The organism is Chitinophaga agrisoli (assembly GCF_008386695.1).
Classification (GTDB): Bacteria; Bacteroidota; Bacteroidia; order Chitinophagales; family Chitinophagaceae; genus Chitinophaga; species Chitinophaga agrisoli.
The window spans coordinates 494,650-513,798 of the sequence record NZ_VUOC01000003.1 but is presented as its reverse complement, the minus strand read 5'-3'; the positions used below and the strand labels follow the sequence as shown (position 1 = coordinate 513,798).

At 48.2% G+C, this 19,149-nt stretch carries 14 protein-coding genes; 13 read left to right on the top strand and 1 reads right to left on the bottom strand.

What is annotated here, in order from left to right:
* The first annotated feature begins 75 nt into the window (after positions 1-75).
* The 6 genes from F0L74_RS17530 (at position 76) to F0L74_RS17505 (ending at position 10,168) form a co-directional block, all read left to right on the top strand.
* Entirely contained in the window at positions 76-873 is a 798-nt protein-coding gene (locus F0L74_RS17530) for an AraC family transcriptional regulator (RefSeq protein WP_149839186.1), read from the top strand.
* Between the two features lie 178 nt (positions 874-1,051).
* Positions 1,052-2,425: a B12-binding domain-containing radical SAM protein gene (locus F0L74_RS17525; RefSeq protein ID WP_149839185.1), complete on the top strand. Its 1,374-nt coding sequence runs from the start codon at positions 1,052-1,054 to the stop codon at positions 2,423-2,425.
* Positions 2,426-2,617: 192 nt separating this feature from the next.
* Positions 2,618-3,187, top strand: a complete 570-nt coding sequence (locus F0L74_RS17520) for an RNA polymerase sigma factor (protein ID WP_149839184.1) — start codon at positions 2,618-2,620, stop codon at positions 3,185-3,187.
* An 86-nt stretch (positions 3,188-3,273) separates the two neighbouring features.
* The gene (locus F0L74_RS17515; protein WP_149839183.1) at positions 3,274-4,470 is read left to right on the top strand and encodes a FecR domain-containing protein; all 1,197 of its coding nucleotides are present in this window, start codon (positions 3,274-3,276) and stop codon (positions 4,468-4,470) included.
* A gap of 491 nt (positions 4,471-4,961) precedes the next feature.
* Entirely contained in the window at positions 4,962-8,384 is a 3,423-nt protein-coding gene (locus tag F0L74_RS17510) for a TonB-dependent receptor (protein ID WP_188316048.1), read from the top strand.
* A gap of 8 nt (positions 8,385-8,392) precedes the next feature.
* Positions 8,393-10,168 (top strand): RagB/SusD family nutrient uptake outer membrane protein, encoded by a 1,776-nt coding sequence (locus tag F0L74_RS17505; RefSeq protein ID WP_149839181.1) that lies wholly within the window; start codon positions 8,393-8,395, stop codon positions 10,166-10,168.
* Between the two features lie 92 nt (positions 10,169-10,260).
* Here F0L74_RS17505 and F0L74_RS17500 read toward each other — a convergent pair whose 3' ends face one another.
* On the bottom strand, positions 10,261-10,647 hold the full coding sequence (locus tag F0L74_RS17500; RefSeq protein ID WP_149839180.1) for a hypothetical protein: 387 nt from the start codon (positions 10,645-10,647) through the stop codon (positions 10,261-10,263).
* A 401-nt stretch (positions 10,648-11,048) separates the two neighbouring features.
* On the opposite strand from F0L74_RS17500, the gene F0L74_RS17495 reads away from it, so the two are divergent.
* From F0L74_RS17495 to F0L74_RS17465, 7 genes are all read left to right on the top strand, one after another.
* Entirely contained in the window at positions 11,049-11,342 is a 294-nt protein-coding gene (locus F0L74_RS17495; protein ID WP_149839179.1) for a hypothetical protein, read from the top strand.
* Between the two features lie 133 nt (positions 11,343-11,475).
* Complete coding sequence (locus F0L74_RS17490; RefSeq protein WP_149839178.1) at positions 11,476-11,844, top strand: hypothetical protein; 369 nt, start codon at positions 11,476-11,478, stop codon at positions 11,842-11,844.
* Positions 11,845-11,875: 31 nt separating this feature from the next.
* Positions 11,876-12,382: a hypothetical protein gene (locus F0L74_RS17485; RefSeq protein WP_149839177.1), complete on the top strand. Its 507-nt coding sequence runs from the start codon at positions 11,876-11,878 to the stop codon at positions 12,380-12,382.
* A 6-nt stretch (positions 12,383-12,388) separates the two neighbouring features.
* Entirely contained in the window at positions 12,389-12,886 is a 498-nt protein-coding gene (locus F0L74_RS17480; RefSeq protein WP_149839176.1) for a hypothetical protein, read from the top strand.
* 186 nt (positions 12,887-13,072) lie between these two features.
* A complete protein-coding gene (locus F0L74_RS17475) occupies positions 13,073-17,101 on the top strand; it encodes a tape measure protein (protein ID WP_149839175.1) in 4,029 nt (1,342 codons plus the stop codon).
* The gene (locus tag F0L74_RS17470; protein ID WP_149839174.1) at positions 17,101-17,592 is read left to right on the top strand and encodes a hypothetical protein; all 492 of its coding nucleotides are present in this window, start codon (positions 17,101-17,103) and stop codon (positions 17,590-17,592) included. Before F0L74_RS17475 ends, F0L74_RS17470 begins: the two co-directional genes overlap by 1 nt.
* Positions 17,589-19,127 (top strand): phage tail family protein, encoded by a 1,539-nt coding sequence (locus F0L74_RS17465; RefSeq protein WP_149839173.1) that lies wholly within the window; start codon positions 17,589-17,591, stop codon positions 19,125-19,127. The genes F0L74_RS17470 and F0L74_RS17465 overlap by 4 nt, the downstream gene beginning before the upstream one ends.
* Positions 19,128-19,149 lie beyond the last annotated feature (22 nt).

Genomic DNA, 19,149 nt, shown 5'->3' with positions numbered 1-19,149 from the left:
AATTGCAGCACAAAGGTGGAAAGAATATGGCGCGGCGGTTGGTAAAAATCTAACACTATTTTGTACCTTTCCTATATGGAACGCTATCGCCAATACCAGCCTTTAGCAGTGTCTGATTTTGAAGTGGCCGAATGGCATCATCCGGTGCACAACCATAACCATTATGAGCTCATCTATATAAAAAAGGGCAAGGGCGCACATGTTGTTAACCAGGTGTCCCATCCTTATCGTGCGGGTAACGTGTTCCTGTTAGGGCCGGAAGACGGCCATTATTTTGAAATAAAGACCTTAACCCGGTTTGTTTACCTGAAATTCAACGATCCTTATCTATATAAGCAGCTTAATGGCGCCAGTGACAGCCTGCAGAAACTGGAATACCTGATAAAAAGCCGGGAAACACATGCCGGGGGTTTTAACCTGGAGCCGGAAGATCAGCATACCGTAGACCAGCTTTTTAATGTGCTTATTTCTCTAAAGAATAATATCACCCATAATGAGCAGCTGATATGGCTGCAATTATTAACCCTGGCGGGTGTTTTACAACGGAACATGCCGGAATTAAGACCCGTTGAAAACAGAAGCCGGGATATGCAGGCTGTATTCTGTTATCTGCACAAATACATTTATACGCCGGAAAAACTGAGGGCCTCCGCTATTGCTGCTAACTTTAACACCACAGCAGATTATATAGGGCCCTATTTTAAAAGGAATGCCGGCGTTACGCTACGGGATTATATCCGGGACTACCGCAGGGTATTGATCAACCAGCGGATCGCGAGCGGTTTATACAGCTTAAAGGAAATTGCCGCTGAGTTTGGGCTTACGGATGAAAGCCATGTAAAAAAGATCGTTACGCCTGCACTCGCGCATTAACACCCATACCATCAGCACGCACATAAAGATCGCTGTCACCATCTTCTTCATTAACACTCTCCTTTTATAAAAAGACCGGGAACAGAAAAACACCCATAAATAAAAGTACTTTGTGTTTCAAAGTAAATCGTATATTTGTGGTGTACTAACTATTTACTCACAGCGGTAATTGCGTCATATGAAAATCGACATTATCATTGCCTACCTGCAGCGCTATGAATTTGGCCATGAGAAGGACTTTGTACCCCCCATTACCGGCATTCACCTGGCGGCGCTGACTCCCCGGGAGCATACCGTAAGGGTGATCCATCAACAGGTAGAGCCCATTGACTTTAACAGCGATGCTGACCTGATCGCTATTTCTTTCTTCAGCGGCTTTGCGCCGGCAGCTTTCGACCTGGCCAGGGAATTCCGGCAGCGGGGCAAAACAGTTATTGCAGGCGGGCCACATGTTACCTATAATGTAGAAGAATCATTAACCTATTTTGACGCCATTGTAACGGGAGAGGCAGAGTCTGTCTGGACGCGGCTGCTCACAGACTATTCAAATGGCAAACTGGCGCCGGTATATAAAGGCGAGCCTACAGACCTCAAAGATATTCCCACCCCCAGGTTCGATCTGTTGCCAGATAAGTTCTTTGTTAAAAAAGTTATCCAGGCTACCAGGGGCTGTCCGTTCTCCTGTTCTTTTTGTACCGTACCAACCCTGAACCCTGGCTTTAGATTACGCCCGGTAGAAGATGTGATCAGAGATGCTTCTTATAACAATTTTAAACACTGGTGGCAAAGAAAAGTGGTGTGGTTCTGGGATGATAACCTGACAATAAACAGGAAATACATCAAAGAGCTGCTGACAAAACTGAAAGCCCTGAATGTGTGGTGGCTTACCCAGGCCAGCATGGATATTGCCAAAGATGAGGAGTTGTTGCAACTGATGAAGGAATCCGGATGTATTGGCGTATTCTTTGGCATTGAGTCCTTTGGCACTGATTCCCTGGCAGACGCCAACAAACGGCAGAATAAAATAAGTAACTATAAAAAATCGATAGCGGCCGTACATAAAAAAGGTATAGCGGTAATGGCCGGGTTTATATCAGGTTTTGATCATGATACAAAGGAAAGCGTAGAAGAAATGGCAGACAGGTTGATGGAAATTGGTGTGGATGTCCCCTTTTTAAGTATCATGACGCCTTTCAAGGGAACGCCTATCCACAGGAGCCTGGCTAACCAGGGCAGGATCTTAACAGACCGGGACTGGAGCTTTTATAACGGGTACAATGTTGCCTTTAAACCCAATAATCTTACGCCGGATGAATTGCTCCGTGCTCATAGAACATTGTGGAAGGATGCTTTTTCTTTTGGAAAATCCTTCATCAGGATTGCCAGGAGTTTTTTTAAGCTGAGGCGTGGCGCCTTCTATCTATCCCTGTTCATGAATGCATTTTATTGTTTAAAACAGATGAAGGGAAATTATCCCATTGATATGACCAAAAGAAAGCAGCAGCAACTTCAATTCCCTTATCCACACGCAGCGGTTGCCGCGGGACTTTGATATCAGCCAGCTAAGCGCTGGGAACAGTCGGGTTTCCGCACATTGATATAATTTTCGCATATTGTCGTAAATTATGGTCCTGACCTGGCCATAAAACCAGCAGGTTATTTAACGGTTAATTATTTTACGCTTATTGGCGCTAAATAAAATTTTGCTCTAGCTTGCAAATTGGTAGACAATAAACCCATATCAATGTTGGCTGACAATCCGTCCTACAATGAAAAAGAGCTGCTGCTGCGTATAGCCGATGATGACACGAGGGCTTTTGCCCGTTTAATGGGTCATTATTCATCTATGGTATATGGGTACCTGCTTAGGTATGTGAAAGACCCATGTGTGGCGCAGGAGCTGGCTCAGGATGTATTTCTTAAAATATGGCATCACCGCAAACGGCTGGGTGGGATCGCTAACTTTCCCGGTTATCTGTATGTGGCCTTAAGAAATACGGCCGCCAACACATTGAAAGAAAAATTATTAAAAACTGATGGTCCTCCTACAGACGCCATCGTTAGTTTGCTAGCCGCCCCCGCATCTAAACTGGAATACGAAGAACTGGCAAATACACTATCCAAAGCCATTGACCAGTTACCCCCACGCAGGAAAGAAATATTTAAACTCAACCGTTTTGAAGGCCTTACCTATGAAGAGATCGCTCAAAGGCTCAATATTGCCAAAAGTACTGTTAAAGAGCATATGACCGAATCCCTCCAATTTCTCCGGGAACACCTGAAAGAAGAACTGGATACCGCTATGATGCCTTGATAATACATGCAGAAATACATTATCAATAAAAAAATATCTCATCCGACCCCTCCTCTCATTTTAAAATCTTGTCTATATCTATAGTCATGTCAATTCAGCCGCTTGAATATTATATTGATCGTTATCTGAACGGCTCCATTACACCAGAGGAATGGAGCACGCTGCAGGAGCTTTTAAAGGACAGCCGCAACCAGCAGCAGCTGAATGAGCTCATGGATGCCCAGATCATGGAATATGCCGCTTACGCACCGGTATTTCCAGAGATGGAGGATGCCATCAGCAAGGCTGTACTTGATAAGATAGATGAAGAGGGAACTACCATGGTTCCAATGGCAGCTGAACTGCCGGAGGACAAAACTACGATCACAAAACCAGTTGCTTTCCGCCGCTGGTATTGGGCAGCGGCCGCGGTTACACTGATAGCAGCGGGCACGGTCTATTACATGGCCGGCAGCAAAAAAGCGCCGCAGCAGCTGGCAGTACATGTACCGGCGGATATTGCCCCCGGCACCAACAAGGCACAGCTTACGCTGGCAAATGGTTCTACCGTAAGCCTGGATAGTACCAGCGCCCGCGTTATCACGCAGGGAACGGCTGTAATACACCAACAGCGCGGGCAGTTGTTATATGCGGCAAACGGCGTTTCCACCGCGGTCAGCTATAATACGCTGAATACGCCGCAGGGCGGACAGTTCCAGATACAGCTGTCAGACGGCACACGGATCTGGCTAAATGCCGCCAGCTCCATCCGATATCCTACCGCCTTTACCGGCCATGAGCGAAGAGTGGAGATCAGGGGAGAAGCCTATTTTGAAGTAGCCCGTATGGCTGAATCGCCTTTCATTGTGCAGGTAGATGACCGCGCCGCCGTAGAAGTACTGGGCACTGATTTTAATGTGAATGCATATAAAGACGAAAAAAGCCTGAACACCACCCTGCTTAACGGCAGCATCAGGGTGAACGGCGTCATGATAAAACCGGGCCAGCAGGCGCGGATACGCCCATCCAGCGAGATCCAGGTAATAAAAGAAGCGGATATCATCAAAGCCATGGCCTGGAAGAACGGCCTTTTTGATTTTGAAAACGCCGGGCTGGACGAAGTAATGCGGCAGCTGGCACGCTGGTATGATATCGAAGTATCTTATGAGGGGGACATTCCGGACATTGAATTCGTTGGAAAGATCAGCAGGAACACTTCCCTGAGGGGTGTATTAAAAGGATTGGAAAGAATGGGCGTCCATTTCCGCCTGGAGGAAGGGAGAAAACTAGTCGTACTAAAATAATGCCTTACCGGTAGTCTGGTAAGCGCTGACAAATAAATCAATCACAGCACATAGAGAGCAACTGTAGCTGGTGGACCGAAAGGCGCCACAGGGGAAGCTATTGCCCGCCGGTAAAAGGCCGCAGATTGCTATATACATATTTGGCCAACAGCAGGGTGCTATACCGCACCCGCAGGATTGTTGTGCCCTACCATAAACAAGTCAGATCATTTTTAGTAAACTGGAAATTCGAAATGTTTTCAATGTACAATGTTCACGGGGGCGTGTCCCCACCGCGGAAAAAACCGCCTGATTGATACTAAAGCTATAGACCTGCCAACAAAAAACCGGAAGTGCTTGGACCCACCTCCGGCGAATGGCTTGGCTGGTTTCAAATGAGTGTTGATTCTCTTTTTTCACTACCAAACCTTGCACAAATTATGCAAAAAAAGTTTACCCGCTTCCGGCCGGGCCGGGTGGGGCATCTGTGCCTAACAAAAATCTTGTTGGTTATGAAACTAACCATTTTCCTGATGACAGCCATTCTCCTCCAGGTGCATGCCACGAGCATGGCTCAGTCCATTACCATGTACGGGAAGGATATTTCCCTGAAGCAGGTGTTCTCTGCGATAGAAACGCAAACTGCCTTTGTTGTTTTCTCTTCCAAGAACGATATGCAGCAGGCAAAACCCGTATCCCTTTCTGTTTACAATATGCCGCTGACGGACTTCCTGGACCTGGTACTGAAAGAACAACCCTTTGATTATTCTATTGACGGCAGAACGATCTTCCTTACCCGGAGGGCCCAGGAGGCGCTGTCTGGCGTGGCAGGCAACAATGCCAGCCGTAATACGGGCGTATCCCATAACGGCCTGGCCAATGCGCCTATCCGCGTTTCCGGCACCGTTTCCGATACGCTGGGGCATGCCCTGATAGGCGTTACGGTAAAGATAAAAGACCGCGCTGTAGGCACGGTTACTGATGAAAACGGGCATTACCAGATTGATGCGGAAACTAACTCAGTGCTCATCTTTTCCTATGTGGGATATAACCTTATTGAGATCCCTGTAAACGGAAGGGCTGCTATCAATACCAGCCTGAAGAACTCCTTTAGCGGCCTGAATGAAGTAGTGGTGGTGGGATATGGTACCCAGACCAAGGTAAACTTAACCGGCGCCGTTTCCACCGTTTCCGTAGAAGCGCTGAAGCAGGTGCCCGTTAATAACTTTTCCAATACACTGGCGGGCAGGCTGCCTGGCGTAATAGCCGTAAATGGCAGCGGCGAGCCTGGTGCGGATGGCAGCTCCATCTTGATCCGCGGCAACCATAGCCTCAATAACAATGCGCCGCTGGTGGTGGTGGATGGCGTGCCCACGCCTAATGAGATACTGGAGCGCATTAACCCGAATGATATTGAAAATATCAGTGTGCTCAAAGATGCTACTGCCTCCATCTACGGTTCAGAATCCGCTAACGGTGTGATCCTGATCACCACCAAACATGGCCTCAAGAACCAGGTACCCCTGTTTAGCCTGAACATCAACCAGGGCTTTGCGAAGCCCACCCGCATCCCTAAAATGGCTGGCGCGCTGGATTATATGAACATGCTGAACGAAGCGGCCATCTACCATGGCACTACCCCGCAGTTCTCCGCGGAAGCCATTAAAGCTTACAGTGATCCTAACCGGGATCCCTGGCTGTATCCTAATACGGATTGGTATAAGGAAGGATTAAAGACCTTATCCCCGCAAACAAACGGCAACTTCTCCGTACAGGGCGGCTCCTCCAATCTTACCTATTTCCTGTCACTGGGCGCTTTAACACAGGATGGTTATTACAAGAGCAGCGCCACCCGGTATAATCAGTTTAATGTAAGGAGCAATGTTACCGGCCAGATCACGAAGAACATCAAACTGGGCCTGGACCTCAGCGGCCGTAAGGAAGACCGCAACTTTCCTACCGTGTCTGCTTCCCAGATGTTCCGCTACCTGATGCGTGGCCGGCCTACCGATCCTGCGTATTTCCCGAACGGGATGCCCGGTCCTGACCTGGCAGAAGGGGTACAACCCGTAGTATCCGGCAGCCGGCTTACCGGTTTTGATCATAACCAGCAATATTACATGACTGGCAACCTGTCCCTCGATATCACCATACCCGGTCTTACGGGCTTTGACATCCAGGGATTATTGTCCTATAACAAGGAATTTCAGGAGATCAAAACATGGAAAACACCCTGGATCCTGTATAGCTTCGATAAACAGGCTTATACCAATAACGGCAGTAAAGATCCTACCAAATTCCTGACGCCTTATTCCGCCGGCGCTACAGACCCTTCCCTGCAGCAGAACTATTACCAGCAGGAGAAGCTGCTGGAGAACGTGGTGGCCAACTACAAACGCACCTTTGGCGATCATAACATTGCCATCATGGCCGGTGCGGAAATGCAGAAGTTCAAGGACAATACCTTTAACGCCTTCCGCCGTCACTTTATATCCACCAGCATCTCTGAGCTGTTTGCCGGCGGCCAGCAGGACTGGAAAAATGATGGCTCTGCAGACCAGGGCGCCAGGCTGAGCTACTTTGGCCGGGCCAATTACAACTACAAGAACAAATACCTGTTTGAGGTGGTAGGCCGCTATGACGGGTCTTACCTCTTCCCTACCAACAAAAGGTTTGGCTTTTTCCCGGCATTCTCTGCGGGATGGCGCGTTACAGAAGAACCCTTCTTCAAGGACAATGTGAAGGCATTTGATGAATTAAAAATAAGGGCTTCCTGGGGCAAAACCGGTAATGACATTACCAACCCCGGCTCCCTCGTGGAAGCGCAGCAATACTATAGCGGCTTCGCATTTGGCAGCGGGTATGTGTTTGGCACCAACCAGGTGGCACAGAATATTAACCCCACTATCACCGCCAATCCCTACGTGACCTGGGAAAGGGCTAAACAATTTGACATAGGTCTGGACGGCGCCATACTAAAGAACAAGGTGACCTTTACGGTTGATTACTGGAACCAGTTGCGCACCGGCATATTGATCGCCCGGAATGCCTCCATTCCCCAAAGTACCGGCCTTACCCTTCCTAAAGAGAACCTCGGTATTGTAAGGAGCTGGGGTTATGACGGTATTGTTACCTGGACCCCGAAGATCAATGATCAGCTTACGTTCAATATCTCCTTTAACGCCGGCTATTCCACCACTAAGATCGTATTCTGGGATGAACCGCCGGGCGCGCCTGCTTATCAGCGTTCTACCGGCGATAAGATCAGCACCGGTTTATACTACCGCGCGATTGGCATTTTCCAGAACCAGAAAGAGGTAGACGCTCATCCTCATTGGGACGGCGCAAGACCCGGCGACATCATATTTGAAGACGTGAACCAGGATGGTATCATCAATGCCAATGACCGTGTACGCGTCAACAAAAACGGTACGCCTGACTGGACAGGTGGGTTAAACCTGGGCGTGAGCTGGAAACAGTTCAGCGCAAACCTCTTCTTCCAGGCCTCCGCCGGTGATGCACAATATGTTGCCACAGAATCCGGCGACATTGGCAACTACCTGGCTGATTTTGCCAACAACCGCTGGAAACCTGACCCAGGTGACGCTACCGGCAAAACGCCCCTGGGCGGCGCCACCTATGCCGGTCCCCGCACCTTTGACCGTGGCGACACGTACTGGTCCACCAACAACAATACCTATTTCCTGAGAAGCACGGATTATATCAGGCTCAAATCGCTGGAGATAGGCTATAGCCTGCCTGCTTCCCTGCTGACAAAAATGGGTAATATCAAAAGCTTACGGGTATATGTAAACGGGTTTAATCTGCTGACCTGGGATAAGTTTAAACTCATGGACCCGGAAGCCAGCAACGCTGCCGGCGATTATTATCCTCAGACAAAGATCTACAACGTAGGGCTTAATCTAACCTTTTAAATGTTCTAATGATGAAAAAGCAGCTGATCTTTCTTTCCCTGTTTATATACATACTAGGCGGTATGGCCGGTTGTAGCAGCATACTGGATGTTACCCCGCTGAACCAGATCACCAGCGCCGCCGTTTGGGGCGATGCCTCACTGATGCAGGCCTACATGAATAATATCTACACCTTCGTTGGGTATGGGGAGTATAACTCCACCAGTGGCCTGAGTGTGCTGGATGATGAAGCCATCTGGACAAACGGCGCTACGCCCATCGTTCAATCCACTATCACCTCTTCCAACCTGGATATCCTGGGCGGCTCGCGGTTTAACTACCTGCTTTGGGGCAGCCTTTATTCCGGCATCCGCCAGTGTAATGATTTCCTGGTGAACTCCGCCAGCTCCACGGCATACAACCAGGCTATGGTACAGCGTATGAGGGGCGAAGCATATTTTTTAAGAGGTTATTTCTATCATAACCTGATGCGGGTAAACGGCGGCGTGCCGCTGATCACGCAGGTATATGGCCTGCAGGACAGTACCGCCAAAGCAAGGAACACGTTTGAAGAAACCATCAATTTCATTGTACGGGATGCAGATTCAGCCGCGGCGTTACTACCCGCGGCCTATACCGGGGCAGATGTGGGCCGTGCTACCAAAGGCGCCGCCCTTTCATTAAAGTCAAGGGTGCTGTTATATGCAGCCAGCGATCTGTATAACATCAACCCCAGCCACCAGCCAGAAACAGGCTATACCAGCGGCAGCCGGCAAACCCGTTGGGAAGCAGCACGCAACGCCGCTAAAGCCATCATGGATCTGGGTACTTATAAGCTTTTTTCCGCTAATCCCGCTCCCGGTGATTCTACCGCTGCTAATTATGCCAATCTCTTTCTAAGCAAAACCAACGAAGAGATCATTTTCTCCCGTTTTACCAGCGTGAGCGCCGCTGCGCCGAATGTTGGCATGTGGTTCAATCCTAATGGCTATCATGGCTATGGAGAAAACTCCCCAATCCAGCAGATGGTAGATTCTTATGAAATGCGGGATGGATCAAAGTTTAGCTGGGGTAACCCCGTACATGCCGCCCATCCCTATGAAAACAGGGACCCGCGCTTTTATGCCACTATCTTTTATGATGGCGCTCCCTGGAAAAAACGTACTTCTGATGGCGAGGTATTTGACCCGGTAGGTATTGTGCAGGCGTTTAAAACTTTGACGCTGCCGGATGGCAGCACCCTGCCTGGCATTGATACCCGCAACGGGCCCATAGAAAACTGGAACGGCAGCTACTCCAATTATTACCTGCGCAAATTTGTAGATCCTAATAATAACCACCAGGCGGCCTCACAGGAAATTCCCTGGCCTTTCTTCCGGTATGGAGAGATCCTGCTGAACTATGCAGAAGCCTGTATTGAATTAGGGCAGGAACAAGAGGCAAGGAATACGCTGAACCTGATAAGAAAACGTGCGGGCATGCCGGAATTCACTACGGCGCTTACCGGTACTATGCTCCGGGATGAGTATCGTAACGAGCGCAAGATAGAGCTGGCTTTTGAGGAGCACCGCTTTTTTGATATCAGGCGCTGGATGATCGCGCCGCAGGTGATGAATGAAAACGCCAGGGGTATTGAAATATCTGTGCAGGGCGCCAACCGGGCAGATCGTACTACCTATCATGATTATCACTACAAGGTAATTGATATACAGAACCGCCACTGGGACAATAAAATGTATTTTATACCCATACAGCTGGAGGAAATGAACAGGAACCCGTTGTTAAAGCAGAATCCGGGTTATTGATATGTAGTATATAAAATAAGAAAGGTCCCGCCGGTGGCAGGACCTTTCTTATTTATACAGAAGAGTGATAAACTATTCAACGCTTTCCTATGTTACATTTTCTTATCAGACGATATTTCGTACAGTAAATTCTTCAGCTCTTTATTGGCCAGTTGCCTCATCATCCGGTATTCAGGATCTTCCAGGCCATTGTAATAATTGGATCTGGCGCTTTCCCTTTTTGACTCGCCTAATATGGTCCCATCTTTGGGGCTAACTGCCAACAGATAACCTATCGCTCTGTACTTCTTTTTAGCTGATGTCATGCATTTAATCGTTATGTCTGCACTATCGCTCTTAAATACGACTTTATATTTTTCTTCAATCAGCTTGTTTATTATTGGCTGCTCATAACCTCTGGGATTAGGTTCAACAAAAATGCGCTGAGCGCGGGCCAGCAAAGGCATACATAGGACGATAAGTAGTATTATTTTTTTCATATAGCATTTAGGTTGTATGTTCTATACTGCGCAGATCCACTGCATTCGTTCAGCGCATTTTTGCAGTATGTAACCATATTAACGAGATAACATATTAGCACCAATTGATGTACCCTATCCAGTTTATCATTATTACCACAAATTTAAAAGCGCCCCTTCAGCACCCTTTCAAACGCGGTCATATTCCGCTGTGAAATTAATAGTATAGGACAAGCTCAAATATAGGGTAAAAAACAATATAAAGACCTCATATAGAATCCCCCAAAACCGTGCAGCACTTGTTACCGGATGCATTACCAATACATCCGGAATAAAAACTGAGTCAAAGAAAATGGAGGAAATCAATATTTAATGCATAACCACAATTCCCAAAAAAAAGATAATATAATTTAACTACAGTGATGAAGAAGAGAAAGAATTACAAAGGATCAGAAGTCGTGAAACGTGAACTTAACGGCCAAAGCGTACAAACTTACAGTAGTCTGCATGAGGCCATGCAATTGGAGCGCCTGAGCCACCGGCGCCTGACTGCGGCCATTAGCAACAGGACTATAATAAACAATCACATTTTTACCTGCGATAGTATTTACAGGGTGGAGCGCCAATCAAAGAGGTTTGCCAGCACCGAGCCGTGGGAAGGCAACGATGGAATGTTTAATATAGAAGGATGGGCCGGCATGGGTGTATTTGTTTAAAAACTAAAAAACGAATACCTATTTTGGGGATAACATAGGCTCGTACTTTTGTATTCACAAACAGCCCCATACCATTGTTTGTTAACCACTTGTAAGCTCACAACGGGATTGGCGGCATATAAAAAAGAATGCGATGATCACAACGTTAGATGCAGAAGACATTGTTTGGAATTGGCTTGATAATAGCCCCTTAAAGAATGCTGTAACCGGTGGCATATATAAAAACAGCCGGCCGCTGAACTCAGATAAAGAAGATGTAGTTATCAATAGTCAACCTATCAGCGCTCAGCAACTGCAGGAAGGTTTAGTAGACGTTAATATCTATGTGCCGGCAGACCATGCGCGCATGCAGATCCTGGCTGCAATAGCCACTTCATTATTAACTGAAGTGTGGATCGATGATGTATGTTTTTCTGTACAACAGCAGGCCGTTTTGGAAATCCCTGAAACCCATGAGCCTTACATAAGTATCCGGCTGCTCTTTTATGCAGTTAATTTATAATTTTTATTTAATCTTTAAAATTCGTTAACCCATGGCAAAAGCCGAATTAGGTTTAAAGCAATTTTTGATGGGCGACATCGCCGCTGACGGCGGTATGGGTACTGACCTGTTACCCCTGGGCCCCACTGTAACCGACACCGCTATCCTGACGGATGCGGCCCCCACCACCACTGATTTTAACGTGGAAGAGCTGGACACTCCTTTTTACACACAGGTAACACCGGGCAAAAGTACCGTAGCGCTGAGCGTATATGATGTAGAGCCAGCCTCTCTGGTACGTGTTCTCGGCGGCGCCGCATCTGTAGATCAAAGTGGCAACAGTGTTTGGGAAGCGCCGTTGGAAGCTCCTCAGATCGAGCAGTCCATTCGTCTTATCACCCAGAAGAACGGTATCGTAGACATTCCCCGTGGTAAGGTAAGTGCTATTAAGCAGTTCAACTTCCGTAAGTCAGCCCTTTTCCAGGTGGATATCACCATCGACATTCTGAAGCCGGAGAAAGAGGGAGTATCTCCTGTAAAGTACACTAAACAGGCATAACCCAACATGGATCATTCAAAGAACATCCTGTCTTCTACAGCTGATGCTATACTTGAAAAATCCATCCGCGTCGATATTGACGTGTTGCATCCAAGATGGTGGGAGCGGATCGCTATGAGGTGGGGCTGGCTACCAGCCAAACGCACCTTTTCGATCCGCCCTGCCACCCTGGGCAATATGATACGGATATCAAGGCTGCTCCTGGAGATTGACGCCGACGTGTATAAGAAGAACGGCTCCGCCCTGGAAAGCAATTACGTGGCCTATAACAGATATGGCGACGTGCTGGCTCAAGTAGTGGCTACCGCCATTGCCAACAGCGAGCAAGGCCCCGGAAAGGACCTCATCCGGTTCATAAAAGAAAACCTGACAGCAGCGGAGCTTATGTCAATATCCGGCATTATTATCCGTCAGCTTGATCTGGTAAATTTTATGAGTACTATCATCTCAATAAGAGGGGTGAGCCTACTAAATCCAGTGGAGACAATAGCCTCTGGGGAATAATCGGCGGCATTATCAAGTATTTCCGGCTATCATGGCATGCGGTGCTCTGGGAAATCAGCTGGAGCAATATATTAATGCTATCAGCCACCATTCCGTCCTGGGATGGGGACAAGGAAGACGTGGAACCCGCAGATAAGATAGAAGAGGAAGATATCATCAATTTTTTTCGTTTTTAAATAGATAGTAATGGCATTAAATGTTAACGGTGGATCTTTGGAAATTGAGCTGCGTATTAACGACAGTCAGTTTCAGGCAGAACTACTATCTATGGAGCGCCAGCTCAACCAGGTGACAGAAGCCGCCAAGGAGGAATCTGCCGCTATAGAGAGCGTGGCTAAAAAGGCCGCAACAGCTATCGGCGAATACCTTAATGTATCGGCAGCCAAAAACTTCCTGCAGCAAATGATCAAGGTACGGGGCGAGTTCCAGCAAATGGAAATTGTTTTCTCCGGGCTGTTGCAGAGTAAAGACAAGGCAGACCAACTCCTGTCGCAGGTAGCAGACCTGGCCGCAAAAGCTCCATTTAGTATAGAAGATGCTACGCAGGGCGCCCAGCAGCTGCTTGCTTATGGCTTCCAGGCGGAAGAGATAGTGGGTACGCTTGGCATGCTTGGCAATGTGGCATCTGGTGTAGGCGCCCCGCTTAATGATATTGTTAAGTTGTATGGCAACCTGAGAACAGAGGGCCAGGCTTCAACGGAGGACATTGCACAGTTTACCGGTCTTGGCATTCCTATCATACAGGAGCTGTCAAAACAGTTTGGCATCGCTGCCGAACAGGTGGATATAATGGTTGCTGCCGGCCAGGTTGGCTTTCCGGAAATTCAGCAGGCATTCCAGAACATGACCGGCGTAGGCGGCGCATTTTTTGGCCTGATGGACGATCAATCAGGCACCCTCGCCGGCAGGATCAATAATCTCGGGGATGCGTTCACCCTCATGCTGAACGATATTGGCCAAAGTACAGAAGGTGTTGCCGGCACAGCCATTGACGCGCTCACAACCCTTGTGGAGCATTACCAGGACGTTATAAACATCATTGAGATCCTGGTTGCTTCATATGGCGCGTATCAGGCGGCTATTATAGTAGTAAATGTGATGGAGAAGATCCGCGCTACTCAATTGCTCCTGCAGACTGTTGGCGTAACTGCGCTGACGGCCGGAGAATTCCTCCATTACCAGGCCCTTGTGATCGCAGAAAAGGCGCAGAAGCTACTGAACGCTACGATGCTCTCAAACCCCTATATAGCTATTGCCACCATACTGGCTGGCCTGACAGCGGCCCTGCTTCTTTATGGGGACTCCGGTGTAGAGGTTACCTCTAAACAGGAGCTGTTGGCAGAGGCCAGTAAAAAAGTGGCTGATTCTGTAGATGAGCAGACCGCAAAGATCCGTCCCTATCTCGAGATTTTGAAGGACGTCAACGCTACAGAAGCAGAAAGGCTTGCTGCGTATCAGCAGCTCGCGGCTATAGATTCCAAACTGGTAGCTGGTATTGACGCAAAGAACGTTTCTCAGCAAAAGCTGACGGAGAACGTTCACAACTATATCGAGGCGCTCCGCAACCAGATGAAGCTGGAAACAGACCAGGCCGCGGTAACCGCCTCTCTCAAAAAGGAGCAGGAACTTAGGGAAAAAGTAGCCCGTTACCAGAAACAGATCGATGACGCAACACCAGATTTGAACGCTACTGGTCTTTTTGGTGGATTTATCAGGGATAATGCGCAGAGTGATATACAGATAGGCGGATATCTGCGTGATCTCTACAGTAAAAAGCTCGAGGAACAGGAAAAAACAACTAATGATCTGGCCACTGACCAGATCAAAGCGCAGGCTGCATCCCAGTCGAAAAATACAGTAGCGGCAAAACAGACCAATGACCAGCTCATTAGCCAGGCAAATAGCCTGGAGAAGATCCGTGCGGTTCGTGACAGTATCGAAAAAGGCTACAAAGGTTCCACTGTTGATAAGGACCGCGCCCAACTGGCAAAAGACCTGTTAGCGGCAGACCAAAAAACAAAACAGCTGGATCCTTACAGCAGTATCAAAAAATCTGCCGAGGCGGCCCACCAGGAAAGCTCCAAATTAAAGGACCTGATGAATCAGATCCAGGACCTGGAACGCAAAGCAGACACGATCAGGCAACAGGATGGCGACACTCCCGAAGCAATCGATAAGAAGATCAAAGATCTTAAAGCGCAGGCGGAGAAGCTAAAGGCAGGAAAAGGAGTGCTTGGCAAAATTGACCTTGCCGGAAATCTGGTGCTGGATGACGCCAAGGCCAAGGCTGCAGCAAAGGACATCACCAACAAACTAAATTCTGAGCTTTCCAATATAAATGTTTCCCTTACCACTGTTGCTCCAAACTCCAACGAAGAACTCCAACTCAAAAAAGCCGCGATCGACGAACAAACAGCGCTGGAAATTGAGGCTACCAAAAAGCAGTACACCAATGACCTGAGCAGCCAGCAGGCACTTACGGATAAGATCGCGGAAATAAAGGCCCGCGCACGTAAACAGGAGTCTGATCTGGACCGGGAGTATGCCAGAAAAGCGGTAGATGAGCAGTTAAAAGACATAAAGGAGCAAACTGCCATCAAGAACATCGGGGATCAGCGCATTGTAGACGATCCATTGTCTTCTGCTAACCAAAAGTACGCTGCCCAGCAAAACATCCTGAACCGCAACAAAGAGTCTTTGCAAAAAATGCTGGAGGTACTTGCAAAGTTTGGCTCCACGGGTTTGGCAGATACCAAAGAACTGAATCATGAAATGACGCAGCTGGCGCTGGACATTGCCGGTGTAAACAGTGAGCTGAAAAAAACAGGAGATCAACACTTCCTGGACGTGCTCCAGGAACTCCCGAAAACCTTGAGCGCAGCCAGCAGTGGCCTGAGGCAATTATCGTCCGATGTCGCAGGCTCAAATAAGGGCCTGGCTGACACCCTGGAAATTATGTCGGATTTGCTGGGTGGCATTAGTCAGATAGCCCAGATTGGAGGTATCGTTGGGGGCGTAGCATCCGGCCGGATGTCAGCGGAGGATGGAGGCAGTGCAGCCTCCTCGATCGGTGGCTTGGCCGCTACCGGCGCCGCCATAGGCTCAATATTCAGTCCTATAGGCACTATAATAGGCGCCGCTGCCGGAGCGCTTGTAGGCGTTGTAGCATCCGCGCTCAAGGGTGGCCAGAAGGTACGTGAGTCTATCCAGAAAACTTACGAAGCTATCTACGCATTCCAGATAACCCAGGAGCTGGGTGAGTACAAGATCAATGAACAACTCCGGGACCGCGCCTTGTTAAAGGCGCAAGAGATCAAACTTACCCTGCAAGGTTTAAAGGCACAGGAAGATACTTTAAAGGTAGGCCAGCAACAAAATGAGCAGGATCAGGCGCGTTTATTGGCCCTTCTTCAGGGTGAGCAGTTTATTACCGGCGTTTCTGAGCAAAAGTATGGGGGCTTTCTTGGCCTTTGGAAAAAGAGCGAGCCCGTTAACCAGTATGCCGCCTTACTGGGAATGACAGCAGATGAAATAGAAAAGCTCTATACCAGCGGCCAACTCGATGGGCGCGCCAGGAGTTTGTATGAAGAATTGAAGCAACTGCAGGACGAAGGAAAAAACATCCAGCAACAACTGGAAGACCTTCAGGCACAGGCGGCGCAAGTGTTTACAGGCACTACTTCTGACAGTATCGAAGATTCAATCGTTAACGGGTTCTCCAATGGACTGTTCGCAGCGCAGGATTTTGCCGATAATTTCGAGTCCCTGATGCGGCAGGCAGCGCTTAATTCATTGAAATATCAATACCTGGAAGAGCCCTTGCAGGCATTCTATGACCAGTTTACCAACGCTGCGGAAAGCGATAATGTGCTTACAGCCCAGGAAATAGCTGATCTGCAGGACCGTTATGACCAGATCATCGAAAACGCCGGCGAACAATTCCAACAGTTGCAGGATATTACCGGCCTTGAACTGGCCACGGGTAGCAGCGATCAAAACAGTCTGAGCGGCGCTATCAAGGGTATGACAGAACAACAGGCAGACCTGCTGGCCGGCCAGTTCGGCGGCCTACGGCTTACCGCTATAGAGCAATTACAGGTAGCCACACAGCACCTCAGCGTCTTAAACCTGATCAAGACAGACACCGCCAACCTGGTAAGTATTGAGGCGCGTTTGCGCAGGATTGAAACGGTTGGCATAAAAATTATTAAGTAATGACATACCCTATAGGACAATATTTAATGGATGGAGCCGATCTGTGGCTGGTGTACGGCGTAACCATCAGCGCCGGCAGTGATGACCTTATGAAATTCCCTGCCAGGAAAGACAGCATCAGCCATGATTGGGAGGATGAGAACGGCATTGACATAGATCTTTCCCGTGTTTTCTTCCAATCCAGAGAAGCCAGCTTTCAATGCAATATCATCGCCAACGATGAAACCGATTTTTGGCAGAAATACAGCGGGTTCCTGGCAATGCTCGCAAAGCCGGACCTGCGTCGCCTTGAGATCGCAGAGTTATCCAGATCTTTCTATGTGTATTATAAAGGGTGCAATAGCTTTACCCGCTTTACCCGGATAAAATCCGGCGCATATAAAGGAAAGATCACTGCGCAGTTTTCCATCGCCCTCACAGAGCGGGCGCCTGTTATTGATTCAAGTAATGTTTACGTAGTAGAAGAACAAGGGAGGTTCATTATCACATGATTGCCATAGATATAAAACGTGGAAATGACGTGCTGGTAAGCATAAAACCAGACCAGTCCAGCAACCAGAGCAAAACCATCATGGGCGACAACATCATTACCATGCAGTTTGATCTGAACCTGTATATTGGTTTCCAGATAGGCGACTGGTGCACGGTTTATGGAGAAAACTACTATATTAACCAGCTACAGCCGGTTAAAAAGGAATCAGCCCGGCGGTATCAGTATACCCTGGTAATGCAATCCGAGTACTATGATCTCTCCAAGGTACAATTCATGTTCTACGACGCAAATAACGAGCTGAAGGAAGGCGTATTTTCTCTGATGGGCAACCCCGATGTGTTCATGGATCTGCTTATCAAAAATGCTAACCGGGTTGGCGCCGGCTGGACTAAAGGCGCGGTGATCAATGGGCCTTATATGAACATGACATTCAACTCTGAGAACTGTATGGCAGTATTGGGAAGGATGGCCGCACAATTCGGCACTGAATACTTTGTGCAGGGCAAGAAGGTACATCTGGATAAACGCCAGATAGACACGGGCATAACCCTGCGGCAGGGGAAAGACAGAGGCCTGTATGAGATAGACCGGCAGGTGCTGAACGACTCCAATGTGATCACCCGGCTGTATGCATTTGGCGCAGATAAAAACCTGGCGCCGGATTACCGGAATTACTCCACCCGCCTGCTGATGAGCGATGGCCAGCTGTATATAGAAAAAAATGTAGCGGAATATGGCGTCGTGGAACATACACAGGTTTTTGACAATATTTATCCTCATCGTACCGGGAAGATCACTTCTGTTAATGCGGGAGATCCGTTCCTGTTCGTTGACACCAATATGGATTTTGATCTGAATGCATATCTGTTGCCAGGCGTATCCGCAAAAGTAACGTTCAATACGGGCCAGCTGTCCGGATATACCTTTGACATCAACAGCTATAACAGTGCCTCCAAAACCTTCCGGGTAAATAAAAACAAGGACGAGAAAGCGCTGGATGTGCCATCCGATCTGCTAAGGCCGGCTATAGGGGATGAATATGTGCTGGTAGACATTCGCATGCCGGAAACCTATGTTAAGAAGGCAGAAGCGGATCTGAAAACGGCCGCCATGGATCTACTGAACACCAATAGCGAACCGCAGCAGCAGCTTGCCGTTACAGTCGATCCAGCGTACTTCCGGAAGAAAAATATCAGGATAGACATCGGAGACCTTATCTGGGTGTATGATCTGCAGCTGGCAATTGATAACCGCATCCGCGTTACAGCGTTTACCCGTGATTTTGACGACGAGTATAAATATCAACTCACATTGTCAGACTCCGTTTCTACAACCCCTGTCCAGGATTGGTATGGCGGAATAGGCAATAACAGCCGGGATATAGCCGATTTAAATCAGCGCCTCAATAACCGTTCTTCTGAGAACAATTTTGTGGGGGAGGTTATCATGGCAGATATTCCGGCCACTAGTGACACAACCGGCATGCTGCTGCTTTATGTGGACGCGAACGGAAAAGTATACAAGAAAATTTAATTGTTGACCCCATTGATAAGCC